17 protein-coding genes and 1 pseudogene are annotated in these 25889 nt (G+C 47.6%); 13 read left to right on the top strand and 5 right to left on the bottom strand.

What is annotated here, in order from left to right:
• The first annotated feature begins 42 nt into the window (after positions 1-42).
• Complete coding sequence (locus SPSPH_RS21835) at positions 43-534, top strand: RDD family protein (RefSeq protein WP_075756290.1); 492 nt, start codon at positions 43-45, stop codon at positions 532-534.
• Positions 535-813: 279 nt separating this feature from the next.
• Here the strand turns inward: SPSPH_RS21835 and SPSPH_RS21830 are convergent, their stop codons facing one another.
• Genes SPSPH_RS21830 through SPSPH_RS21820 form a run of 3 tightly spaced genes read right to left on the bottom strand, consistent with a single transcriptional unit; the run spans position 814 to position 6349 of the window.
• Complete coding sequence (locus SPSPH_RS21830) at positions 814-4626, bottom strand: AIDA repeat-containing protein (RefSeq protein WP_075756289.1); 3813 nt, start codon at positions 4624-4626, stop codon at positions 814-816.
• A complete protein-coding gene (locus SPSPH_RS21825) occupies positions 4620-5867 on the bottom strand; it encodes an autotransporter strand-loop-strand O-heptosyltransferase (protein ID WP_083945563.1) in 1248 nt (415 codons plus the stop codon). Before SPSPH_RS21825 ends, SPSPH_RS21830 begins: the two co-directional genes overlap by 7 nt.
• Before the next feature lie 47 nt (positions 5868-5914).
• Positions 5915-6349 carry a hypothetical protein gene (locus SPSPH_RS21820; RefSeq protein WP_075756288.1) on the bottom strand — a complete coding sequence of 145 codons (435 nt, stop codon included), beginning with the start codon at positions 6347-6349 and terminating at the stop codon, positions 5915-5917.
• Between the two features lie 307 nt (positions 6350-6656).
• On the opposite strand from SPSPH_RS21820, the gene SPSPH_RS21815 reads away from it, so the two are divergent.
• Positions 6657-9983: a tetratricopeptide repeat protein gene (locus SPSPH_RS21815; protein WP_075756287.1), complete on the top strand. Its 3327-nt coding sequence runs from the start codon at positions 6657-6659 to the stop codon at positions 9981-9983.
• Positions 9984-10242: 259 nt separating this feature from the next.
• Positions 10243-11001, top strand: a pseudogene (locus SPSPH_RS21810) (methyl-accepting chemotaxis protein); the annotation flags it as partial.
• A 62-nt stretch (positions 11002-11063) separates the two neighbouring features.
• On the opposite strand, the gene SPSPH_RS21805 reads toward SPSPH_RS21810, so the two are convergent.
• Positions 11064-11771, bottom strand: a complete 708-nt coding sequence (locus SPSPH_RS21805) for a L,D-transpeptidase family protein (RefSeq protein ID WP_075756285.1) — start codon at positions 11769-11771, stop codon at positions 11064-11066.
• Between the two features lie 628 nt (positions 11772-12399).
• Between SPSPH_RS21805 and SPSPH_RS21800 the strand changes: the two genes are divergently transcribed.
• Complete coding sequence (locus SPSPH_RS21800) at positions 12400-12732, top strand: hypothetical protein (RefSeq protein ID WP_143558991.1); 333 nt, start codon at positions 12400-12402, stop codon at positions 12730-12732.
• Positions 12733-12881: 149 nt separating this feature from the next.
• Here SPSPH_RS21800 and SPSPH_RS21795 read toward each other — a convergent pair whose 3' ends face one another.
• On the bottom strand, positions 12882-13970 hold the full coding sequence (locus tag SPSPH_RS21795; RefSeq protein WP_075756284.1) for a M48 family metallopeptidase: 1089 nt from the start codon (positions 13968-13970) through the stop codon (positions 12882-12884).
• A 181-nt stretch (positions 13971-14151) separates the two neighbouring features.
• On the opposite strand from SPSPH_RS21795, the gene SPSPH_RS21790 reads away from it, so the two are divergent.
• From SPSPH_RS21790 to SPSPH_RS21750, 9 genes are all read left to right on the top strand, one after another.
• Positions 14152-16518, top strand: a complete 2367-nt coding sequence (locus SPSPH_RS21790) for a hypothetical protein (protein WP_075756283.1) — start codon at positions 14152-14154, stop codon at positions 16516-16518.
• Positions 16519-16533: 15 nt separating this feature from the next.
• Positions 16534-17301, top strand: coding sequence for an amino acid ABC transporter ATP-binding protein (locus tag SPSPH_RS21785; RefSeq protein ID WP_075756282.1), 768 nt, complete (start codon positions 16534-16536; stop codon positions 17299-17301).
• Positions 17302-17657: 356 nt separating this feature from the next.
• Positions 17658-20738, top strand: a complete 3081-nt coding sequence (locus SPSPH_RS21780) for an AAA family ATPase (protein WP_075756281.1) — start codon at positions 17658-17660, stop codon at positions 20736-20738.
• A 158-nt stretch (positions 20739-20896) separates the two neighbouring features.
• Positions 20897-21571 (top strand): class I SAM-dependent methyltransferase, encoded by a 675-nt coding sequence (locus SPSPH_RS21775; protein ID WP_075756280.1) that lies wholly within the window; start codon positions 20897-20899, stop codon positions 21569-21571.
• Between the two features lie 25 nt (positions 21572-21596).
• Positions 21597-22187, top strand: coding sequence for a cysteine hydrolase family protein (locus SPSPH_RS21770; protein WP_075756279.1), 591 nt, complete (start codon positions 21597-21599; stop codon positions 22185-22187).
• 91 nt (positions 22188-22278) lie between these two features.
• Positions 22279-23319 (top strand): zinc-binding dehydrogenase, encoded by a 1041-nt coding sequence (locus SPSPH_RS21765; RefSeq protein ID WP_075756278.1) that lies wholly within the window; start codon positions 22279-22281, stop codon positions 23317-23319.
• A 48-nt stretch (positions 23320-23367) separates the two neighbouring features.
• Entirely contained in the window at positions 23368-24213 is an 846-nt protein-coding gene (locus SPSPH_RS21760; protein ID WP_075756277.1) for a class I fructose-bisphosphate aldolase, read from the top strand.
• Positions 24188-25234: an anthranilate phosphoribosyltransferase gene (gene trpD / locus SPSPH_RS21755; RefSeq protein WP_075756276.1), complete on the top strand. Its 1047-nt coding sequence runs from the start codon at positions 24188-24190 to the stop codon at positions 25232-25234. Before SPSPH_RS21760 ends, trpD begins: the two co-directional genes overlap by 26 nt.
• The gene (locus tag SPSPH_RS21750; RefSeq protein WP_075756275.1) at positions 25231-25860 is read left to right on the top strand and encodes a phosphoribosylanthranilate isomerase; all 630 of its coding nucleotides are present in this window, start codon (positions 25231-25233) and stop codon (positions 25858-25860) included. The genes trpD and SPSPH_RS21750 overlap by 4 nt, the downstream gene beginning before the upstream one ends.
• The last annotated feature ends 29 nt before the right edge of the window (positions 25861-25889 follow it).

The raw sequence follows: 25889 nt of genomic DNA, 5'->3' as shown, positions 1-25889 counted from the left end.
AGGAGAAATGAATCATTATAGAATGAATTGGAATGGTGAGTTATGCAGGAAGACATACAAGTCCAACACAGAAAGCCAGAATATGCTGGCTTTTGGTTAAGGCTAGGGGCAAATTTAATAGATGGTTTTCTTTTTGGCGGCGTAAGTTGGGTTTTAGGCAAACTAGTTCAAGGTTCCGTGGTTGAAACGGCTTTGCCCTTCGTTTTCGCAATTGTAGTTATATGGTTTAATAGTTCAAAATATCAAGGTACTCCAGGAAAAATGTGTATGGAAATAAAAATTACTGATTTAGCGGGAAAACGAATTTCTTTTTTGCGCTCTTTAGGAAGGTCATGCGTTTATTATCCCTTCCTATTGTTACAGATGCTAGGTTTCATTTATTCAGTGGCTGCTTTTTCTGCCGGAAATAGCGGAGAAGCTTTGATTGGTGCTTTTATTTTTTTAGTGTGCTCTATTATTCCGTTAGTGGGTATTGTTATGATTGTTTTTACCTCCCGTAGGCAAGCGTTGCACGATAAATTTCCAATACTTTAGTTGTTAAACGGAGCTATTAAGCATTAATGTTATAAAAGATACGATGCACTTCGGTGGCAAAGGGAAGTCGCTCAACTTCATTGGTTTGGCGAGACGCTGAATGAAGTACAAGAGTAAGTATGTGATGGAAATGGACATAATTGCAGGTATGATTAATATAGACAAAATCCCCTCTGCTTGTGGCAAGGGGGATTTTGTCTATATGTTTGATGAACAACAAGTGCGGTTGTTCTTGCAGGGCCGTCTCCCTACTTGAAGCTATGTCGAATTGCTTTTGGGTTAGAAGCTCAGCCGCAGGCCGGCGTTGACCTGCCATGGTGTTTTTACAGTGTCGCCGGTGGTTTTGCTGATTTCGAGGTAGCCGTTGGTGTTTTTGCCTACCGCGCCTGTCAGGCCAAGGGCGAATTCCAGCCACGATTCTTTCAGGTCTTGGTCCAGTGTTACCGGCGCCAGGCCGCCTGTGGACATGGTGATTTTAGAGCTGGCGCTGAATTCTCTGGCAACGGACGCCTTGGCATAGAAGGAGCCGGCAGGGGTGGTTTTGCCGATGGCCAGGCCCAGTCTGCCCACGGTGGAATTGAGGGAGGAGTTATGCACACGGGTGCTGTCGCTGGCGGTGTAATCAGCGGAGCTTACCCGGCCGAAGCTAATCTCGGCCTGGGGTTCCAGGTACCAGCCGTCTTTTTGTGCTTGACGGAAGCCATATTCAACCGACAGGCTGGTGCCCCAGTTGTGGTAGCTGCCGGTTACCTTGGTATTGCCGGGATTGAGGAGATAGTTGTGATAGCTGTTTTTGAGCCGTCCCTGCTTGGCGATAACATCAAGGAAATGCCCCTTATCTCCCAGCCAGCTGCCATAGGCACCAACGGTCAGGCTGCTGGCATCGCCGCCGCCCCGGTTAAAGCCGATGCTGGCGTCAAGATAGCCGGCGGTGTAGCCGGTATACAGGGTGCCGCCTTTATAATTGCCGTGCTTTTTGTCATAGCCGCCCTGGATGGCGGTGTAGGTGGCTTTGGTGTGACGGTTGCCGGGATTGTCGGCTTCGGTTTCGCCCCGGTAAAATCTAACCCATTCTCCGGCCTTGCCGGGGTCATTTCTCAGCTCGCCCATGCGCCGCATCAGGCTGTTATTCTCGGTGCGCCACAGGGTCAGGTTGTTGGTGATGACATCAGAGGCGGTAAGCATGGTTTCGCTTACGCCAGGATTACCGCCGGGGGTGCTGCCTGAGGTGCTCAGTCCGGTGATCGACCAGGTTGTGCCGCTTGGGTCGGTGCTGGCTGAGACTGTCGGGGTAAAACGGTAGGCTCCCCAGTCGGTTGGCAGCGTCTGGAAGCTGGCATCGCCAGTATCGACATTGGCGAAGATTGCTGTGCCGCTGATACTGGACCCGGATGCAAAGCCAGGGTCAAAGGCAACCTGGATGGTGCTGCCTGCCGCGTTAGTGGAGCTTTTAATTTCGATTTGGTCAGATGTATTGTTGGCAAGATCGGTATTGATGATGAAGCTGGCGGCGCCTTGCAGGTCGTCAAGCGTCAGGTGGTTACCGATGGTGCCGGCGGCAAGCTTAACGGTGCCGCCGCCATTGACGACAAGCCTGCTGATCTCGTAACTGCCGGTGGCCGGGTTAAAGATTTGGATGGTGCCCTGATTGAGGGTGGTATCGCCCTGCAGGGCCGCGCCGGATTGTACCAGGTTGATCATTCCGCCGGCGTTGACGGTGCTGCCGGATACGTTAACGCCCCGGTATACGGATTGGGTGCCGCCGCTGTGGATGATGGTGTTGACGGCAGAGCCGCTTGATACAGCCTGAGTGCCGCCGTTATAGATGATGGTGCCGAGGGCGGAGCCGCCTAATACATTCTGAGTGCCGCCGCTTATCGCCGTGCCGCCGCTGAACAGGGTGCCGCTGGCGAGGAAGAGGCTGCCGTTATCAAGGGTAACGTCACTGCTGATTTCCGTGGTTCCGCCGGCAGTGCCGCCGGCATACACATTCTGGACACCGCCGCTCATGATGGTGGTATTGGTAGCTGTGCCGCCGGCGCTAATATTCTGGATGCCGCCGTCCTGGATGGTGGTGAGGTCAGCCATACCCTGATCCAGTTCCTGGATGCCGCCTTGAGCAATGGTGGTATTGCGGGCAAATCCTTCGTTGAAGATCTGCCTGCCGCCGGCGCTGATGGTGGTGCGATGGGCAACGGCGATGCTGCCCACTTCCTGGGTGCCGCCGTTATGGATGACGGTGTTTTCGGCCAGGGAGCTGCTGCCGCTCAGGGCCTGATTACCGCCGCTGATGGTGGTGTTATAGGCTCTGGCGTTGGTCTTTACCTCCTGGGTGCCGCCGCTGATGGTGGTGTGGAAGGCCTGGCCGCCGCCCGATACCGTCTGGTTTCCGTCATGGATTGTGGTGCCGGAGGCGCGGCCGCCGTCTAACACGTCCTGGAAGCCGGTATAGATGGCGGTGCCGTTAGCCTGGCCGCCGCTGGACACATACTGGTGGCCATTGCCGTAAATCTCCGTGCTGTTGGCGATGCCGTTAGTGTAGATATATTGAGCGCCGCCGTTAATATAGGTGCTGTTGGCCGTGCCGTACACTTCCTGGAAGCCGGTGCCGTAAAGCTCTGTGCCGGTGGCGACGCCGGCGGCCTGCACGGACTGATATCCGCCGCTGTGAACGGTGGCACTGATGGAATTGCCGTATAACATCTGGTGGGCATTGGCGCCGCTGATGATGCTGCCGCTGGCCGTGCCGCCGGAATTTATAATCTGTGCGCCGTGAGCGTTGACAAAGGTGCCTGCGGCAGCGCCTCCATCATATACAAGCTGCGTGCCGCTGGAATTGATTACAGTATTTGCGGCTGAGCCGCCGCTTGATACATTCTGCATGCCGCTGGAATTAATGATGGTGCCGTTCGCGGTGCCGCCGCTGCTCACATGCTGCTGGCCGCCGTTGGCGACGGTGACGCTGGTAGCAGTGCCGCCCAACAACCACTGCTGGGCGTAGCTGCCGTTCACACTGCCGTCTGACACGCTGCCTCCTGACATTACATTCTGGGTGCCGTTGTTATTGACAGTAGTGTCTGAGGCAGTGCCGCCGCTGAGTACATTCTGCTGGGCGTTGCTGTTCACAATCGTACCGGAAGCAGTGCCGCCGTTGTAGACATACTGGTTGCCGCCGCTATGGATGACTGTGTCGGTGGCGGCGCCTCCATTGGAAACATGCTGCTGTCCGCCGCTGCTAACTGCGGTGTTGTCAGCTGAGCCGCCGCTTAATACATTCTGCCGGCCGCCGTTATTGACAGTGGTGTTTGTGGCAGTGCCGGAATCGCCCACAGCCTGGATGCCGCCGCTATTGACTATGGTGCCGGAGGCGCTGCCGTACACGTTCTGCCGGCCGCTGCTGTTGACGGTTGCGTTGATGGCCGTGCCGCCGACAGTAAGGATTTGCACGCCGTCATTATTGATCGTGGTGCCGCTGGCTACCCCGCCGCCATTGACCCACTGGTTGCCGCCGCTCAATACGGTATTGTGGGTGACGCCGCCAGATCCTATATATTGATTGCCGTTGTCATAAACCGTGGTGTCGCTGGCAGTGCCGAGATCAGACACATGCTGTGCGCCGCCGTTGCTAACTACAGTGTTGCTGGCAGTGCCGCCGCTGGAGACCCATTGATTGCCGCCGAAGCGGATGTCGGTACCGGAGGCACTGCCGCCGCTTGACACATGCTGATTGCCGCCGCTGCTGATGATGGTATTGGTCGCGCTGCCGGTGTCGTACACATTCTGTCGGCCGCCACTGACGATAACGTCGCCGTCAACGGTGCCGGTGTCGACGTTCTTCGGGCTGTTGCCGGGATCAACCGTCTCGGCATAGGCGGTGCTAAAGAACAAATAATCAAGAATCTGACCGCCGCGGTTGAAGCTGGTGGCTAAGAGTTCGTCGATAGCTCCCTGACGGGCTTTGGGCATTTCCGGCACGACCGCAGCCAGCGGCAAGGCTATTGGTGCGGCACTGTTGAGGCTGTTAGCGACCGCCAGTATGATGGACAGGGTTTTCTGGGGATTGATTTTGGTTTTTTTAGGTTTTTTCAGCATAGGTTTTTCACTCCCTTTCGCGGATTCAATTTATAGTCATACATCAGTTGGTCAATGACACTGCCGACCTGTTCCGGGGTAATGAAACGGGTGCATTCGAACTGTCTGTCGGTGTTTTTGTGCCGCGGGCACCAGGCGAAGTCATTGTGTTCGAATTCGATGGCGCTGTCTGTCCAGCAGCTGTTGCACACATGATAGTTGATGACCCGGTACGGGGTATGAAATTCGGTCAGCGGCAGGCTGAAGCCGCTGATCAGCACCACCGGCCTGCCTACCGCCCAGGCCAGCCAGGACAGGCCGCTGGAGAGGCCGATGAAAAAGTCGGCGTGATACAGCAGGTCCACCCGCTCGCTTAGCGGCAGATTGCCGGTAAAGTCTTCGGCGCCGTAGGGAATGGTATTCCAGCGGCTGCCGCTGCCATGGCAGTCTTTTTGGTCAATACAAAGGACCCGGTAGCCTTTGGCCTTGAGGTGTTTGATTATATTCAGCCAGCCGGCGGGATTGTTCCAGTATTTGGCCTGGCTGGTGGCCTGGGCGGCAATGCAGACATAAGGCTCCGCGATGCTTCTTTCCGGGTTTCGCGGCGCAATCTGTGGCCTGATTTCCTCCGGCCTGAGCCCCAGGATATACGGGATAGTCTTCTGCAGGCCGACGATGCGCCAGTCAACCGGCTGATGCATGCGGTCGTCGCAGGGAAAGAAGATGCCCATATAGTAAGAGGCATAAACATTGTCCGGGCGTTCGTCAGGCCCGATGAAATGCAGTTCAGGATAGGTCGGTTTGAAGAGCTCCGCCAGTTCCGGCGCTATAGCACAATATACCTCGCAGTTATGCCGGTAGCGGAAGACTTGCGCATAGGGAAACCAGGCGATGATATCGCCCAGAGTGCCGACCGGGAATTTGATGAGAATTCTTTTCCTGGCCGGAGTAAAGTCATGGCTGAATACCAGTTTTTCCTCCCGGTAGATTTCCAGGCGGAAATTGACATAATATTTCTTGGTGCTGGTGACAAGTACGTCGGAAGCTTTGGCATCGTAGAGGGTGTTGAAGCAATCGCGGTCGGTGATTTTGACGCGCCAGTCGCCTGCCGGAACTTTGATTCTCGCACCGTAGTTGAAATCAAAGGCCAGTCCTTCGATGTCGGTCTGGCAGGTGAGCGGGCCGGGATCAAAAACGGCATATGGCTTTTTTACCGCGGTGCTTGCCGGTTCGACTGGGTTCGGGGATTTTGTTTCCTGCATGCTGGTTTTGGTCACCTCCTGTGGATGTTGTTTGCGGCCCTGGCGGTTTATTTCGCCGCCGGCTGTTCACGGTAAAACTCCCTGATCTGAAGCAAAAAATAGCCAAACAATACATGCAGCAACAACCCTAAAGGCATAACCGACAACAGACTGATGATTGCTCCGGCCAGCAGTGAGTAAAAGGCCAGCTGCCAGCCAAGAGGCTTTTGCTGCAGCAACAGATAGCCGCTGATTACGGCCAGGAGCTGCAGCAGCGGCGCCGTCAGCCAGGACAGTAACAGCAGGCCGCCGGGAAACGCAGCCTGAGCCAGGCCGGAAAAAGCGAAAAAGGCCTGGAGGGAACTTAACCAGGTTAAAAAGCCGAATGTGCCGAAACCCATCAGCAGCCAGGGGATGATTTTGGCCGCAGTCTGTTTGCCTCCAGGCGAGAGCGCAGGCAACCTGGCACAGAGTTCGCCCAGCTTGGCATCTAAATTACTCATTTCAACATTCCTCCTTGCCGGAGCAGGGCTCAACCCTGCGCCGGCGATACGGTTTTAGCTTAAACAATAAGAACCGGTGTTCTGTCTATCAACTCCTTTTGCACTATTGGACATTCTGGCAGATTTCAGAAGGCTTTATCAGCTCAGACGGGTGCCATTCTGTAGGTTAATTCTAACAAGTGGCCTCTTACCAAAAACTTAACAATCCCGCAAAAAAGAGCAGGATTTTATTAACAAAAGTCAAAAAAATACATTTATATGAGCTCCTTAGGTAATCCCGGGAAAATCTAGGTTCTGGAGGGGTATCATGTCTGATTTACTACTCCTAAAACTGATGCCGCCCCGCCGTGGAAGTGGCACTATTGAGAGATCCGGATTAATAAAAAAAATCGCCGGCGGCGGTCAGCAGTTTGTTCTGTTGACAGCTCCGGCTGGTTACGGCAAAACAACGACAATGCTCCAACTTGCGGATACGGCTGGCCGGACGCTGGTCTGGTATCAGCTGGATGCCCATGACAACGATCCGGCTGTCTTTTTGCGTTATTTAACGGCCGGCATCGCCAGGCAGCTTCCCGGATTCGGTCAGCAGGTGCTGCCGCTGTTTGCCGGTGATTTTGAAGGCCGCCTGCGCCTGCTCTTAACCGCTTTTGTCAACGAATTATACCGTTGGGAACAGGTCCCCATCGTATTGGCTTTGGATGATTACCATGAAATTACCGCTTTGTTTGTACATCGTTTTTTGGAGGAACTGCTGAATCATCTGCCCGAACATGTTCATGTCATGATTGCCAGCCGCACGATACCGCCGCTTGACCTAAGCCAACTCAAGGCTTCCGGGTTTGTAAAAACCGTAAGAGCCGGGGAATTGCGTTTCAGCGGCGAGGAATTGCGGGTATATCTGATCGGGAGGGGATCGCGATTTGCCTGTGAGGACCTGGAATTGCTGGAACGTAAGGTCGAAGGCTGGCCGGCGGCCGTAAAGTTTCTGGCCGATTTAAGCTGCGTGGATTCTCCTTCTCTTTTCCCGGGGGGCAGTAATACTGAGACATATGAATATCTGGCGGCCCAGGTTATGTCCCGCCAGCCGGACAAGGTGGTGGATTTTCTTAAAAAGACTGCTGTTTTGGAAACCGTTACGGCAGCGGCTTGCGATAGGCTGCTGGCGCGGCAGGATTCCCGGCAGATGCTGGAGCTGCTGGAAAAACAGAATCTGTTTCTGGTCCCTTTAGCCGATTCGGGCAACGCTTATCGTTATCATCAGCTATTTCGGGAATTTTTGCTGGACCAATTGGGCAACGAACGGCAATTCTGGCAGCGGCAGGCAGGCATCATGGCCCGGGAATGCGGTGAGCTAAGCCTGGCTGCGGAATACTTCCGGGCTGCCGGTGCCCAGGACGAATTAAAAGCCATATTGGCAGAAGCTGCCAGGCAAGCTCTTACGCAAGGGCGTTGGCAAACCATGTCCCGTTGGTTAACCACCCTGGGAGAGACTGATTTGACGGATGACCCTTGGTTAAGTCTTTATCGCGCCAGAGTGGAAATGTTTCAAGGACGATTGGACGAAGCTGAAAAATGGCTAAACAAGGCGGCGCCGTTTTTTTTAGACAGCGGCAGCCAACAAGGTCTGACAGAAACCCGGCTGCTTCAGGCCCGGGTGTTGCGGTGCCGGGGCCGGTTTGCTGAAAGTCTTGCCTTGTTGGAACAAGTGCTTCACCAATTGCCGTTAGCAGATAACACGCGTGTCGATTTGCCGCTGGAAAGATCCTCGTGCCTGTTGTATACAGGACACTTCCGTGAGGCGGAAGCTGTTCTGGTCAGCGCCTTTGCAGCGGCAAAACGGCGTAATGATAAATATGCCAAAGCGCATATCCTGGAAGGTTTGGGTCATGTTTACTGGATGCAGGGTGATTATCCCCGGGCACTGCGGATGTACAACAAGACAACCGAGCGCCTGCCGGAATGGTTTATGCCCAGCTACCACATGCAGGATTATATTGCCTTTATTTATCTGGATTGGGGAGAGTGGGAAAAGGCTCTCGATTATGCAAAACGCAATGTGGCAATTAAAGAAAATTTTGATCTGACCGATGCCCTCCCTTCTGCTTACGGGCAGTTGTCCAGTATTTATTGCAGCCGGGGCGAATGGACCTTGGCGGAAGAATACTGCAAGCGATCTGTGGAATTTGTCAGGGAAAATAATGGTGATCATATTTATTCGGCTTTGAGCTTAGCTCTTTGGTCCGAATGTCTGGGTCTGCAGGGGCGGTGGATTGAGGCGCGGGAAAAAGCTGTGGAAGCGTTGGCTGAAGTGGGACCGTATTACGTACTCGCCCAAGATGTCTGTCTGTTGCTGGGTTCACTGAGTTTCATCCATACCGGGGAGCTGCAACAGGGCAAGGAGATGTTGTCCACAGCAGTCAATCGGTTTGACCAGTATGGCTTTATGCGCGGACAGTGTTATGGCTATGCGTTCCAGGCCTGGCTGGCCGTCAGTGAAGGGAAGGCGGAGACAGCACGGGCGTATACGGAAAAAGTGTTGGAATTGGCTGCCAGGCATAACTTCTTAAATGTTTTCCTGACACATTATGAGCTGCTGCAGCCGGTGCTGCAACTGGGCCTGGAAAACGGCGTGGAAGTTGCATTTATCCAACGTATTCTGGCCCGCAAGCTGGAAAAGGCTGTACCTCTCCTCACTTGTCTGGCCAAGCATCATGATCCGAAGGTCCGTTCCCGGGTCATTGCCCCACTGGCGGAAATTCTCGGGGTTCATGCCGCTACGGTGATAACCGCTCTGGTCAAGGACACGGACATGGCAGTCCGCCAGTCGGCGCGCCTGGCGGCTCAGCGTCTGGGCATTCCCGCGGCTCAAGAGGACAATACCCCGGGGGTTTTCTCTGTTTCGCTGCAAGTCAATATGCTGGGGCGGTTTACCGTTTTTGTCCAGGATACCGAGCTTGGCAAAACCGGCTGGCGCACAGCCAAGACACAGGATTTACTGGCCTACCTGCTGCACAAAGGAGAGCCGGTCAGCCGGGAACAGATCCAGGAAGATTTATGGCCGGATATGGATGCGGAAAATGCCGCCAATATTTTTCATGTCACGCTGCATCGTTTACGCAAACTGCTGAAAAAGTCCAACTGTCCCGATATGCTTGCCTACAGCGGCAAACGTTATGCTCTGCAATCGGCCGGCTTTAGCAGCGACATCCGGGAATTTCAGGAACTGGCGGCAGCCGGCCTGTACCAGGATATTGCCATAGAGGAAAAAGTGCACTGCCTTAAGCAGGCAGCGGCCCTTTACCGTGGCGACTATCTGGAGGGAATGGACTATCCGTGGCTGTTTTACGGACGGGAAAAATTTAGAAATCTGTATGCTGAAATCGAAATAACCCTTGCACGGTATTATCTGGATGCCCGCTTGTATGCCGTGGCGCTAGAGCGCTTGCAGATTATGGAGGCAGCGGACCCCTTCAACGAAGAAGTCCAAGCCATGCTGATCAAAGCTTACTACGGACAGGGCAACCGCAAAGCGCTTGTCAGGCAGTATCAAAAGACCGAAGTGGTGTTTCGCGAGGAACTCGGCCTTCGTCCCTCACCTGAACTGCAGGCGTTATATGCAAAACTGGTGAAATAATCCGGAAAAATATAAAATCCGGTTCTGGCAAGCCGCGTATCACTGAACCGGCGCAATCCAAAGGGGCATCGCACTAAGTGCGATGGCCCCTTTTTGCATAAAAAAATCCCCGAACTTCAAAAAGTCCGGAGAAAAAAGTGGGACGAGGGGACAGGTTCCTTGTCCCAGGTTTAGGGTTTCCTTAAAATTGCTTGAGCAATTTTTAAGGCTTTATCGGCGGCGTTACGCCCCTGTCGTTCTTCTTTGCTATGAGGCGTCCTCGGTTGAGCAGATATCTAAAAACATTCAGCAGTTTGTGGCAAATAATACCGAAGTCGAAAATACTTCCGTTAAAACCGCGGAAGCCGCGGAGGAAGGAATTAAAGCCATTGATACGGCAATCGACCAAATGGAACACATTGAAGAAACGGTAACCCATTCGGCCAATGTTGTTACTAAATTAGGCGAGCGCTCGAAGGAAATCGGACAGATTGTAGATACCATATCAGGTATTGCCGGACAAACCAACCTGTTGGCACTTAATGCCGCCATTGAAGCGGCCCGTGCGGGAGAGCAAGGCCGGGGTTTCACTGTTGTCGCCGAGGAGGTCCGTAAGCTGGCAGAGCAATCCCAGGAGGCAGCTAAACGGATAGCCGGCCTGATTCAGGAAATCCAAACAGACACAGACCAGGCTGTTTTATCCATGAGTGAAGGAACCAGGGAGGTAAAGCTTGGCACTAAAGTTGTTAATACTGCCGGACAATCTTTTAATCAAATTGCAACACTCGTCGGTGAGTTATCGGCCCAAAGGCAGGAGATTTCGGCAAGTATTCAACAGGTAGGAATAGGAAGCCAGCAAATAGTTTCTGCCATGAAGGACATTGATGATGTCAGCAGGAACATGGCAGGGCAAACACAGACAGTGTCTGCGGCGACCGAAGAGCAATCGGCGTCCACGGAGGAAATTGCCGCAAGCAGCCAAAACCTTGCCAAAATGGCGGAGGAATTACAAACGGCAATCTACAAATTCAAAATATAATATAGTAAATTATTGCAGCTTCTCACCCAAACCTGCAAAAGGCGGCGGCAGCAATCGAAGAATTAAAGCCCCAATAAATCAAGCGTCTTTCTATCAACAATGCCTGTGGTCTTAAGGCCATGATCATGTTGGAACCGCTTAACGGCAATTTCGGTTTCTTTGTTAAAAAAGCCGTCCGCCCTTTCTTCCAGGTAGCCGAGATTTCTTAGTTTGAGTTGCAGTTTTACAACATCAGGCCCCATTAAACTCACTTTTAACTGGCGCTGGATGGAGATGGGGTGATTTTCGATCGTCACCGGTGTACCAATGGGAATCCATTCATACAGTTCTTCGACATCCTTATTCCGCATGCGAATGCACCCATGGCTGGCGTAATTGCCAATGCTCCAGGGTTGATTAGTCCCATGGATGCCATAACCTCCCCAAGGGACGTTAAGTGCGAGGAAGCGGGTGCCGAAAATATCACCGGCCCGATAGGATTTCCAAATGATTACCCATTCTCCGACCGGTGTCGGAGTTTCACCTTTGCCTACAGCAACCCGGTAGGTTTTGTATACTTTATTGTTTTCATGGACTTCTAAGATACGGGAGGGTATTTTGATATGAATAGAAATGCTGCCTTTAGGTGCTGCTGTCGGTTGGTTAGGAATGGCGGCTAATTCTATTTCATACCATTGCTGAAGTACATTGATCCATGCAAAAAAGCTGATAAGCAATACGGTTGCTATCGAAAGCAGTTTAGGCGGTTTTCTGATAAAAAGACTTCTCATAAAATTCGCCTCCCAAGAAATAACTCTAAAATCATATGATAAAAAAAGAAAAATTATAACGCCGTTTACCGGGTTACTCCTGGTGAGCGGATTTTATTTTACCAGCCTTTTCTAAAGAAATTATAAAAATAGGAATCTATAATGTGAACATAGACAAACGGAAGCGCCAGAAAGGAAATGCCTTTCTGTTGACATAAAATCCTCCTATTATAAACACTTCTCCTTTACCCGGCAACGAGGTTGCCGGGGACTTTTTTAGGCGGCAGTTTTCCTTGACATTCCATCGACGATACGGTTTATTTCTTATATAATAGTAGTATTAACTTCATTACTAGAAAGGGCGATGATACTATGAAAGCCTTACGGCACGTAGTAAATATTTCAGCATACCTTATTGCTAACCTTGCCTATAAAAACAAGGAGATTGAAGTTACCAGATGTGAAGTATCCCAGATCCGGCTCTGCCGGTAATTCTGCATACAAGCTTACCCGTTAGCTCTGGCTGGCGGGCTTATTTATTTTAACAGCAAGCATTGCTTGCTTATTTGGATAACATAACCTGTTTCTAAAAGTATTCTAAATTTTGGAGTTTATTATTAATTATGGATCCGATATACATGGAAAGGAAGTGGTTTCCATAAAAAGCGTAGCCAAAAAAGTAATCGTATGTTCCCTGCTGGGCTTACTGCAAGTCGGTCTGTTTGCCCCTGCCGCCGACGCAGCCGCACCCAAGCACAAACCACAGCGTTATGAACACCGGGCTGAGTATCGGAATGATCACCATCAGCGGGAGTTGAAAAAAGAAAAAGAGCGCAGACTAAAAGAGGAGAATAAGCGCCATGAAAAAATAATGAAGCGCCATCCGTTTGAGTCTACGAAACAATGGCATGAACGTCAGAAAAAAGAGATTGAGCGTCATAGAAGAGCCGTCTACGAAATTATGCAGATGGGTCGCAGGTAGGTAATACATAAATTTAGCCATCCGATTCAGCAAAACTGAACCGGATGGCCTTTTTGATCCCAACAGAAAGTATAACTTTCTTAAAAGCAGGATCAACATCGGCTTCCACCTTCGCCACAGGCTTGGGCAAACCGTGTTCTCTTTATCTATTAGAAGCCTAAAATTCGATTTAACTGCTCGGCAAGCTCTGCCGGGCTTTTTTCTGTATGTATGGGGTCCATGATTGCTTTTCCGTTCATGGTAAGGCTGCCGTTCTTTACAATACAGGGTTTCCCTGCCGGGATTTCGTGAAATACGGTAGCAAGGCTGCCGGCGATAAAATAGGCTCGTTCTTCGGCAAGCAAGCCGTTAGCGGCCAGGGGCGTAACCCAGGGTTTGTCGTTCACAAACACGGTATTTTGCTTAACACGTACTTTTTTATGACTATACTCTGTCAGCCGTTCGCTGAAGGAATTGACTCTTTCCTGGTTTGTCGGATGGTCGTTCGGATTTATGATATTCTCAAAGGTACTGCGCGTTTTGCCGCCGTTTTTGGCGGAGATTCTTGCCCAGATCGCCGCGCCGGCACCGGGATTATAGCCGGCGTTGACTGCGTAGGTAAACGAGTTGGCATCAGCTTCTCTTTCCTGCGGCATGGTTGTATGGTTGGCGATGAGCTGGCGGCTAATGATGGTGGTGGTTATTGCCGAGGCTGCGTTGGGGTTTTTTTCCTGGTACAGAGCCTGGGCGACAGACAGGGACACAACCTTGGGGAGTGACTTTAGGGAATGCTGTTGTAAGCCGTGGGTAAGTTCATGCGCCAATACAAAAGCCAGTTCATCTTCATTGTAATTGAGCTCCTGAAATAAGCCGATATTGACGCTGACCGTGTTGCCTAAGCCGCAAAACGCGTTAAAGCTGGTTTGATTGTTGACAAACCAGGAGAACGGCGGTTTTATTTTTCCCTGGGGGTCAATGCTTGCCAGCAGTCTGGTCATTACCGAGTCAAGCTGGCGGTTGGCAACCTCGTCGTGGTTAACTCCATATTCTTTTTTGAAATTGTTCAGTATTTTATCATTTTCATTATAGTGCATATTGGTTAAGGTCTTCTTTAGATAAGTATACTGCACAACACCGCCCAGCAAGATACTTGCAATGGAAGCATGAGCCGTTGCCGGAGCGGATAACAGGGTTGTTGCGGTAAACAAAACAACCAGCAGGATTGTTTTGCATTTTAGCAGGAAAGACTGTCTGCACATTAGGAATACTGCCTCCTTACTTGCGGTTACTGCGGAAGCCAAGGGTAGCTATACAGTATTATGATACCAAATTTTCAAGCAAAAACCAACTCCCGGCAAGGCGTTCTTTATTGGTAATATCTCCGTTAGGCGGAGATACTATAGAATGGTTAACAGCACTAGGCAGACAAGGGGGACAATAATGGCGAATACGCTGGCGAAAACTCGTAAAGCAATTATGCGCACCTTCTTTTTAAATTCATTTAACCGGGATGTGGTCATACTCATCATTATCAGTGTGGCAATCGGCTCCTTGCTGGCAGGTATTGTGGCCATGGCGGCAAATTCCTATTTTTCTGAGACCATATCCACGCTTGTTGGTGAATATGGTGAATTTGATTTGCTGATTAACGTCCGGGAGGAAATGAAAGAAGCCGGCAGAACCCAGATTGAAAAAGTGATTGGGCAGGTTTTTCCCGGTGCTACCTTAAAAGAAGGGCCGACCTTAACCGGCTTGACCAGCTTTTTTGTGGGGTTGCCGGCAGAATATAAAACCAAGCAAGCGTATGAGACCATGGATAGTATTTTTGGCAGTGTTCCCGGGCGTTCGGGTATTAGCATTATGACCGAGCCGCGGATCACCGTCAGGGCTGTGCCTGAGGGAGCAAGGCAGCTGGTTATTGAACAAATCATGCAAATTGACGGCGTGTTGTTTGCCTTTCGGGACGGTGGTTCGGTTACGGTGATCATCAAGTCACTGGAACAATCGTCCTATGTAAATGCCGAAATTGAAAAACTGTTTGCCCAATATCATATTATTGATATTGCTTTTCCGGTCGGCAGTGAGCCTGAGAATGCCATCCGTTTGGGGGAGCAGCTGGCCGATGCCGTCCGGGCGGAAAAGGCTGCCGGTTATGCTGAAAGTGTGTCGGTTGACAGCAAAAACAATGAAATGGTCTATCTCACCAGTACGATGATTGAGTTAAAACGTTTTTTAACTGCTTTTATCACTAAGGCTGCCCTTACGCCGGCAGCCGGAGTAAGGGTTACTGCCGGTGATGTTATTGTTTTTCAGGGAACGGCGGCCAATGCACCCAGTCCGGGTACCGCCCCTGAACCGGACAATGTTTTAGTACAGGTAACAGCCGTCAAGGACGATGGTTCAGCAGACGGCATGGTGATTCAGGGTAACCCTATGGAAATGTCTAATACCCAGGGGTATGCGGTAATAAATAATGCAATTGGCGAGCTGGTGGGAACGGCCAGTTTTCATAACCCGCGCGCGGCGTTGGGGAATGCTTTGCACGAGACAGCCGGTGTGGTTGAGCAAATTCCGGGTATTGCTCAGGATGCGCAGAATATGACGAGTATTGCCAATAAGACGCTGGATAATTACGGGACAAGTCTGACGGCTATCGAGCAGACGCTGGCCAGTTTAGGCAATGCCGGCACAACGATTGAGGCGGCGACCAGCGGTTTGGCCAATCTCAATACCGGCGGCATCCAGTCGCAGGTGACGAATTCTTCGCGGGCCATAGGCTCTGTGCTCAATACTCTACAGGTTGCCCGGCTGCTTAATGCCGATGTCGCCTCTTCTATTAACGAACTGACGGTAACCCAGCAGAATCTGGCTAATCTTCAGGCAGGGTTGAGCGCCCTGGAAAATGTGTCGGCCACTGCCCGGCAGGCACAGTCGGCTATTGACGGTATTGTTACCAACGGCAACAACACTGTCACCAGTCTGCGCAGTTTTGATGTGAGCGGCACCCGGCAGACGCTCAATGATATTAATGGCCGCCTGGCGCAATTGCAGGCCTTCGATACACCGCTTGTCGCCGCCCAATTGCAGTATCTTGGGGCCGCCGTTCCTAACCTGAAGGATGAGGAGATCAGCCAGTCTATCAAACTGCTGGACCAATTTATTGCCGGGCAGGTCATTCCCAGCCAGCGGCTGCAGCTATTAACCAAAAGCAGCATCACACCGGATTTTGTGGCACCTGTTATTTATAATGTGGTGGGACACAGCAATTTATCGTTATACACCTCGGCGCTGGGCGTCATTGAACCAGACCCCCGGGCGGAAGTCATGATGATCCTGTCGCAGGTTAAAGCCATATTGGCAGGCATGATCTCCCTGATTGCCGTAATTCTTTTTCTGGCACTGGATCATACTGCCATTATGAGCGTCATCCGCCGGCAGCGGACCGTTGGCAAGACGCTGAAAACCAAAGGGTGGAGAAGGTTGGCCCAAAGCATACAAAATACCTTTACCGCACCGGAATGTCTCTATGGCATGGGTATTGGGGCGCTGCTGCTTACCGCGATGTTTGTCTTATCAGGCGGGGGAATTCCGTATCTGCCATGGGTGGGGGTACCGTTTCTCGGGGCGGCGTTGGGGTGGCTGATCGCTAATAATGCGGAAAAAATCAGTCCCCTGGCGACCGATGAGGTTATTGCCGGTGAGGCGCTGGGACTATCCTTTGATGAAGTGATGCGGGAAATTGTTATTCCCAACAGCCGCCCGGGATTGCTGCAAACACTGAACAGGCGAAAAATGAAATTTAGATAGGTCAGGTGGAGTGTTATGCTTGTCATCCAAAATCTATACAAGCAATTTGGCAGCTTAGTGGCTGTTAATGATTTTAACCTTACGGTTAAGCTGGGGGAAACCGTTGTGTTGATGGGGCCGTCAGGCTGTGGCAAGTCGACAACCATCAGAACCATAAACCGGCTGGTGGAACCCAGCCGCGGCCGGGTTATGCTCAATGGCGCCAATATCCTGGCAATGGAGCCGGATGAACTGCGGGATGTGCGCAAACGCATCGGCTTTGTTTTTCAGCATTTTAATCTCATCGGACGGTTAACTACCCTGGAAAACGTTATGCTGGGCCTGGTTATGGGCGGGACAGACCGGGAGACGGCAGAGTGCAAGGCAACCGAGGCACTGACGAAGGTGGGCTTGGAAAATCATCTTGCCCATAGGCCGGATCAACTGTCAGGCGGTCAGCAGCAGCGGGTGGGTATTGCCAGAGCGTTGGCCTATGAGCCGGAGCTTATGCTGTGGGATGAGCCTACGGCCTCACTTGACCCGATACTGGTGCGGGAAGTGTTGGTGGTGATGGAGGAGTTGGCCCGCTACCGCGCCAGCACCATGATTGTGGTGACCCATGAATTGACCTTTGCCCTCAGGGTGGCTGACAGGATTGTGCTGATGGATAAAGGGAGTATTGTGGAAGAGGGACAACCCTCCGAGGTATTTGTTAAGCCGGTTTCGGATATCGGCAGACAGTATCAGGAACTGATTGAATACCAGATGAATACCCAGGCGCAGAGCCTTGCCGGCAAGCGGTAGGGTTATAGCGAATGGCTGGCACGGGATTATTCCAATGCCAGCCATTCTTTTATCTTGGTAGAAAGTATAACTTTCAAGCAGACCAGGGTGGCATGATTTCGTCTTTCACCAGGACCGGCGTGAGCGGTGTTTTCCTTATGCCAGATTGTTGCAATTTATACAGAGATGGACAAATATTATTGAATTTATAATGTAGTTCAGTGTAAAATAAAGGTAGATTTTGCAACAACAATAGTTTGCACCTTTATATTGTTTTAGTAAAAAAACATCGTATTTTTGTAATTTTGGTGAAAATTTTGAATGCTTCCGAACTGTTCATTAAATAACCTTGGATATAATTTCTATTGGAGGAGTTTATGAGCAAATTGCGTGCAGTAATGTTTGGTACCCCAGCTATATACTGGAATGCCAATAAGGTCATTTTCCCATTTGCAAAAATGGAAGCGATGCTATATTACTTGTTAGTTACAGGTGAAACAACGAGAGAAAAACTAGCAACATTGTTTTGGGGTGAAATGGAGGATACGGCAGCTAAGAAAAATCTGCGAAATACAATCTATTTAATTAAGAAAATGCTGTCGCCTGAGTTGTTAATTACACCAACGAGAACAACCATTTCGGTTAATCCGAACCTCATTCAAACTACTGAGGTGGAGTTGCTTAATAAACTGGAGTTAAAATCCTTTCTAAGTATATATCATGGAGATTTTTTGGAGGGTTTTTACTGTAAGGATACAGAGGGTTTTGATGAATGGGTTATCTTAGAACGGGGGAAATTTAAAGAAAAGATAACGGGATGTCTTACTAAGAGTATAGTCAATTCTATGCAGGACAAAGATTATGTTGCGGCAAAGCAATATATAAATTACTTGATTAAAATTGATGAGTATAATGAAAGTGCTTATCGTGTGTTGATGAGAATTTATGAGAGTGAAGGGGCATTTTATAAAGTACTTGCCATTTATTATGAATTGAAAAAAAAATTTGCGGAAGAACTTAATTTGCAACTAAGCGCTAAAACTCAGGAAATCTATAATAGAGTAAAGGAAAAAAGAGTTGTCAAAACCAAGGTGCCGGAATTTCCTAAATGCTGGTTTTTTGGCAGAGATAAGGAAGTACAGGTTTTATGCAGAGTTATTGATAATTTTTGTTTGAATCGTCGCTATAAGCAGATGGTGCTGCTGCAGGGTGAAGAAGGGGTCGGGAAAACAACCATAATAAAGCACTTGTTTGAAAACACACCGAGAGAGAATTTCTGTGTTTTATGGACTCAATGCTATCAAGCGGAATCAGGTTATTCTTATAAATCATGGAGTAGTATTTTTTTACAGATCATGAACCTGTTGCGTAAAAATAAAATTGTGATTCCGCCATTATGGCATAAAGTAATATCTTACATTTTTCCGGCAACGGAAACCGGTGATACCATAGATAACAGGGAATCTTTTATGGTGGCATATGAATTCAACCCAACTATGGTTGAGGAGATCATGTGTGGTGTTTTAGGCAAACTGGCAAAGCACCAGCGCATTATTATTGTCATTGATGACATTCACTGGATGGACAGCCAGGGATTTTCGGTACTGCACCAGGTTTTACGTATTCACGGTGGTGAATTTCTTTGTATTGCGACATGTCATACTGAGCATGTAAGCCGGATAGAAAAAAATTTATGGAATTTTGAACGGGATGAATTTATTGAAAAAATGATAATTGAGCGCTTTAACTTGGAAGAGGTAGCTGAGTTGATGGCGGTAAGCTTACCTGCAGATACGGCCAATTCCGAACTGCAGCACAAACTTTATGATTATACCGGTGGTAATGCGCTGTTTTTGATGGAATGCATGAACTTACTGGAGGCAGGACAAGAATTGAACGGTGGTTCTCTCCGGATGCAGGGAGTGCTGAAGGAACGCATTGGCAATCTTTCTATAAATGCCCGAAAAGTACTGGAAGTAGCATCAATATTTTTCAAAGATTCCGGCTATACTGAATTGTTAAATATATCTAAAATGGATGAATTTGAATTGGTTGAGTCTATTGAGGAATTAACTAAGAAAAAACTGATAGTAAAGACAGGTAATTCAGGGCAGCAAGGGCGTAGGTTTAAATTTTATAATTTGCAGATTCAGAGCTTTGTGTACAAACAATTGTCATCACCAAGGCGGGAATTGCTGCATAAATGTGTGGGATTAGAGTTGGAGAGGCAAGTCCAAAGCGGCTCACAAACTAAAGATATATATGAAGCTATTTTATACCACTATACACAAGCAGATGAAAAAATTAAAGTTCTTGAATATACGGTGAAGCTAGCTGAAAAATACTTCTGTCCCCAGTATGAGTTGTTCCCGGAGTTAACGGAATATTATCCCGCCGGCTACGCTGGAGTCAAAGAAAGCCACCGTCAAACAATTGGCTATTTAGAAAAAATCGAAGAATTGCTGCAGATAATGGCGACAGAGAATGCCGATGATGAGCAGTTGGCTTTATACAAAATAGCTTATTGGGAAATGATGGGCCGTCATTATATTTGGAGTGGTGAACATTTACTGGGGATAAAAATGATTCATCAATTGCTGCGTTTGGCTTCAGTCAAAGGAATTCAGGATTACTTACTCAAAGGTTGTCAGCAGATGGTTTTTTTCGGTATTCAGGTTAACAAGCCCAGCATTGTTAAAAAGTATGCTGAAAAACTTTTACAAATAGCTGAAGAGGCTAATTTAACGGAAAAAAAGGCGATGGCACTGCGTTTCATGGGAATTGCCGCTGCCTTGCGCCACGAACCGGAACAGGCAGAGCGATACTACCGCCAGTCAATCGGCATGTTTAAAAAGTTGGCCATGCACAATAACCGTTATAGCCTTAATATTGCAGCAGCATACAATTATATTGGCAATCTACGGCGGGCCGCTCATAATTTAGAGGAAGCTCTTACCTATTATGAGCAGGCCGTCAAATTTGCCGGACACAAAAGAAGCAGTGAAGGAGTAGCCGTGTTTTATGTAAATGCCGGTTATGCGGCATTTATACTGGGTGATTTTGATAAAGCACACCAATATATGATTGAAGCTCTCGCAGTAGGAGATGGCTTTGGTGATAATCGCGGCTATTGGTGTTCCCGGAGCTATTGTATCCTTTATTGCGTTCTGGCCATAATTGGTGTTCGGGAAAAACGTTGCCATGAAGGCCGTATGTACTTAAATAAAGCCGATGAATCGCTGGACATGTATCATGATAATTACCAAAAAGGATTGGTGCTTACAACCAAAATAGAAATCAGACAGGTTATGGACAAAAATCCGGTTGTAGCTGATGCTTTTGGCGATTATTTGACGTTGTCAACCCAGGAGTATTATGAGCAGATACGAACCATTTTCAATAATTGGGGTGAAGCTCCAGCAATTGCAAGATTGGGTGCGATCGCACTAAGTTTCTAGGACAATTGGTTTAGTCAAAAAAGAACTGTGTTGGAGTCTAATTCAACACAGTTCTTTTTTTGACAATAATTAGACGTGGATATTTTAAAGTAACAAATATAGTCATAATAATACAAATAAACAGTAAACATGAACTGTATAAAGAGGGGGAATTTAGTGTGAAGGAAAATTATTATGCTCAAAGTCTAAATGCCCAAAAACTGTATCAGGTTTATGAAACAGAATATTCAAGAGTAAGGCAGTATTTAGCAGCAGAAATTAATTTTGTTAGAAATTATTTGCAAGGAACAGAACGTGTATTGGAACTAGGTGCCGGATATGGACGCATTGTTAAAGAATTAGCACCTAGCTGTCAATCAATAGTTGGTATTGATATCTCAAAAGACAATGTGGATTTTGGTAAAGAATATTTAAATGATACGCCTAATGCACATCTAATGGTTATGGACGCACATAATCTCCAGTTTCAAGAATTATTCGACGTGGTACTGTGTTTGCAAAATGCCTTGTCAGCGATGAAGGTAGTGCCTGTTGAATTTATAAAAAAGGTCATGGATTTACTTCCAAATGGGGGCAGAGCTTTTTTTAGCAGCTATAGTGCCAAGTTTTGGGATCATCGCCTTACATGGTTTCAGGAGCAATCAGAAAAAGGTTTGTTAGGCAAAATCGATACAGTGAAGACTAAGGATGGAATCATCATATGTGAAGATGGTTTTCGTGCAACAACGCATTCGCCAGAAGATATGGACAGATTTGGGAAGGCTTCAGGTTTTGTATATGAGGTTACAGAGGTTGATGAATCAAGTATTTTTCTTGTTGTAACCAAAAACTAAAACTAAACAGAAGCAGGTGTAAGGGATGGCTTATAGAAACGCAAATGCTGAATTTGACTTTGCGCATGCTGCGCTTATGGTCATTGACATGCAAAATGATTTCTTGTTAGTAGACGCGCCAATACAATGTCATAACGGTTTACACATCGTTAACAATATTCAGCGACTAGCTGGTGAATTTCGAAAACACAATAGGCCGGTTATTTATACGCAAGAAATTCATAGAAAACAAAAAGTCGATTTTGGATTAGAACTTGCTTACGAAGAACCCGAACACTGTATTGAAGGTTCTGGTGGCGAACAATTTTTCCTTATGCTCTTGCCGGAAGACAATGACTACATCATAAAAAAAAGACGGTATAGTGCTTTTTTTGCTACCGATCTGGACTTGCTGTTGCGGGGTTTAAATGTGAATACTTTGGTATTAACCGGAGTTGCTACAGATGTCTGTATACGGGCTACTGCACAAGATGCGCAGCAGTACAACTATCGTGTTTTGGTTCCGCAAGAATGCGTAGCAGGTACATCCGAAGATGCCCATTGTGAAGCATTAAAAAATATTGATTATATTTATGGAAAAGTAATTTCTGTTCAAGATTTATATGAAAGGATATGAAGAATATTGCCATACTTATTCGACATGATGTATCACTAACTGTAATGAGCTTTTAAGTTTGGCAAATTTCAAAGGTGTTAAGGAGGTCAAAATGAAAGCTGCAGTGTATGAAGGGATTGAACAAATCAAGGTGCAAACAGTTGCAGATCCTGACGTGCCGGAAGGTGGAATGCTCGTAAAAATACATGGATGTTCTGTATGTGGTTCTGATGTGCGTACGTATTATCATGGAAACTCTATGATAAAACCGCCATGGATTATCGGACATGAAACGGTTGGCGAAGTAATTGAAAACCGTTCAAAAAATATGCTGCCTATAGGACAGCGTATTACCATTGGGGCTGCCATCCCCTGCGGGTATTGCTATAATTGTTATTCTGGCAATCATACGATGTGCTCCAATATGCAGGCACATGGCTTTGAGTTCCCAGGTGGATATGCAGAGTATATGGCTGTCAGTCCTCTAGCTATTCAGCAGGGTGTTATCAATGCAATTGCCGATCATGTTAATTTTGATGATGCTTGTTTGACAGAACCGTTAGCCTGTGTTCTAAATGCCCAGGAGATTTTAAATGTGGGTTTGGAGGATCGCGTAGTTGTAATTGGTACAGGGGCGATAGGCTGTATGCATATGCAGATCGCCCGAGTGCGTGGTGCCACGCAGGTAATTGCATATGATGTCGATGATAAACGTTTAGAAATTGCAGGTGCATTTGACGCCGACCACATATTTAACTCTTCACAACAAGATCCCCTGGAGGTGATTCAGCGTAAGTTCGGCGGGATGGGGGCTAATGTTGTTATTGTAGCTTGTGGCAGTGGAGATGCACAGGCAAAAGCCTTAGAGTTAGCTGGGCCGAGGGGGCGTATTTGTAACTTTGGAGGACTGCCTAAAACTAGCCCAATGAATACTATCAACGCAAATCTACTTCATTATAAAGAACTGAGTGTGTATGGTAGTTTTTCTTCAACCCCAAAGCAAAATACTACTGCATTGCGACTCATTTCTTCTGGAAAAGTAAATGTTCGCCCACTGATCTCCAAACGGATGCCTTTGCAAAATTTAAAGGATGCTATTCTGGAAATGAAAAATGGGACGAGTATAAAAATAGTAATCCAGCCCCATTCATAAAGAAAATGGGATTGACAAGAAATTTAGAATAAATAATGGAGGGAAAAAATGAGTGCACAATGTGGAAAGGCAATTAGGTTATCAAAGATTATTAAGAAGTCTACGCAGAGAAGTGTTTCCATTGCATTTGACCATGGACTTGATGACGGACCTATGCTCGGTAATATTAAGCCCAGAGAAACAATGGAAAAAATAATCGAGGGCGGCGCTGATGCAGTATTGATCTCTCCTGGTATTGCGCGCATTTGTAGCGATCTATTATGTGTAGATAATGCCCCGGCAATTATTTTACGGTTGGACTGGACAAACACATTTCGGGCGAAAGATGAACTGAACTTTGAGGAAGGACGCAATATATTAATCAGTGACGTTGAGTCAGCATTGGCTTTAGGTGCCGATGCAGTTCTTACATTTATGTTTATCGGCTATCAGGATTCACATGTGGAGGCATTAGAAATTGCTAAAAATGCCGAGGTGTGTAGAGCGGCAGCGCGTGTCGGCATTCCACACATTATGGAGCCCATGGCTAGGGGTAATGCACAAAGAGCAAATGGTCGGGAACTGGATGCAAAATTAATTGCTTTACATACAAGAATGGCTGCAGAAATCGGTGCCGACGCTATAAAAACGGATTATTCTGGAGACGCAGCAAGTTATGCAAAAGTTATTGAGGGGTGTCCAGTTCCGATCATGATTGCTGGCGGACCTAAAACCAGTTCAATTAAAGAAAGTTTGGATATGGTGAAGGGTGCAATTGATGCTGGTGCGTCCGGCGTAGTTCTAGGCAGGAACGTAGTGCAGGCCAAAGATCCTGTAGCTATGATTAAAGCCTTGCGTTCGATTGTTCATAATAATGAGAGTGTTGACTATGTTATCAGACACTTTAACCTGTAAGAAACTCAATCCTATTCGGCTTGTCAAAAAAGTAATTGAAGACAACGGTTTCCTTTCTGTAATAGAAGCAGAGTTTTTGTTTGAGTATTTGTGGGAACATCCAAAATCAGCATATCAGTTTTGCGCCATTTTGGCTGTTTTAAAAAATCGAGGTGAAACCAAAGATGAGCTTTTAGGGTTATCCCGGGTAATCAGGCGCAAAATGAAAACTATATCGCTGAATGTTACAGGGGCGATAGATATCGGTGGAACAGGGGGCGGTAAACCTACATTCAATATTTCAACAACTGTAGCATTTATTCTAGCAGCAGCAGGCTGCCGTGTTTGTAAACACGGCAGCAACAAAATTTCAAGTAGTTCAGGAAGTATTGATTTGCTTAATGCATTGGGGCTGAACACACAAAAGCTTTCTTCACACTCTTTTGCAAAAATGTTATATGATCAGTTTGGGATTACATTTTTTGTAACTAAGAGCTATCATTGTCATCCATCATTTCTGGCAGATATGCGTGCAAGCTTAGCAGTTAGTACAGCGTTCAATATTATCGGACCTTTATTTAACCCAGCCTGTGTACCTTATCAGATTGTCGGAGTATCTGATCAAAGGAAGATGGACACTATGGCAGAAATTTTGATAGAGCAAGGGCGAGAAGCATTTTTGTTGGTGCATGGTATAGAAAACATTGATGAATTAAGCCCTTGTGGGAAATCAAAAGTGTTGGAATATAAAGACGGTGTACTACGCCGATATAACGTTTGTCCTAGTGATTTTGGCCTTGAACCTATTGCCAGTTTATATTTAGAAGGTGGATCCCCCGAAGAAAATGCGAGTATATTTTATAGCATTATAAAAAATGAATCCCCGGAAAGAATGCAAGCTATTCTGCCAACATCTGCTGCGGCGTTATACATATGTGGCGCAGCAAAAACCATTCAAGATGGGGTGAATATTGCAAAAGAGACCATTGTAAGCGGAAAGGTATCTACATTGTTTTCGAAGCTACAGGAGGTTATGACTTGAGGACAAGAATAAAGTTTTGTGGAATAAGAACCTTACAAACTGCACTGGATGCAATAAAGTTGGGTGTTGATGCACTTGGATTTATTATGTCAGAGAGTCCGCGCAGGGCAGAACCAGAAGTTGTTCGTGATATTATTTCTCATCTGCCACCTATGGTAACAACCATAGGTGTTTTTGTAAACGAACCTGTCAGCTACATAGATAAAATTTCCGAATATCGCAAATTTGATATCGTGCAACTGCAGAAAAGTTGGATCAGTAATTGCACTATCAATTTGAATATTCCGATTATTATAGTGTATAGAGTGGCACTTGGCACAGATAACTTATCGTTCCATATCGACTCTAAGGCTTGTGCTTATTTATTTGACAGTTATGATTCACATCTGCAGGGTGGATCAGGAAAGTGTTTTGATTGGAAGGTTTTATCTAAACAGAACGTAGATAAACCTATTATTCTGGCTGGTGGGTTGAATGCATCTAATATTGCACAAGCAGTTTCGATTGTTCGTCCGTATGCTGTTGACGTTAGTAGCGGTATAGAGACGGCTCCGGGTATTAAAGATATAAATTTAATGAGAGCTTTTGTAGAAAATGTAAGAAATGCAGATATGGATATATATTAGCCCCAAGAAAAGGCACTTATTGGTCAAAT

The organism is Sporomusa sphaeroides DSM 2875 (genome assembly GCF_001941975.2).
GTDB lineage: Bacteria > Bacillota > Negativicutes > Sporomusales > Sporomusaceae > Sporomusa > Sporomusa sphaeroides.
This window is presented reverse-complemented; position numbering and strand designations above follow the sequence as displayed.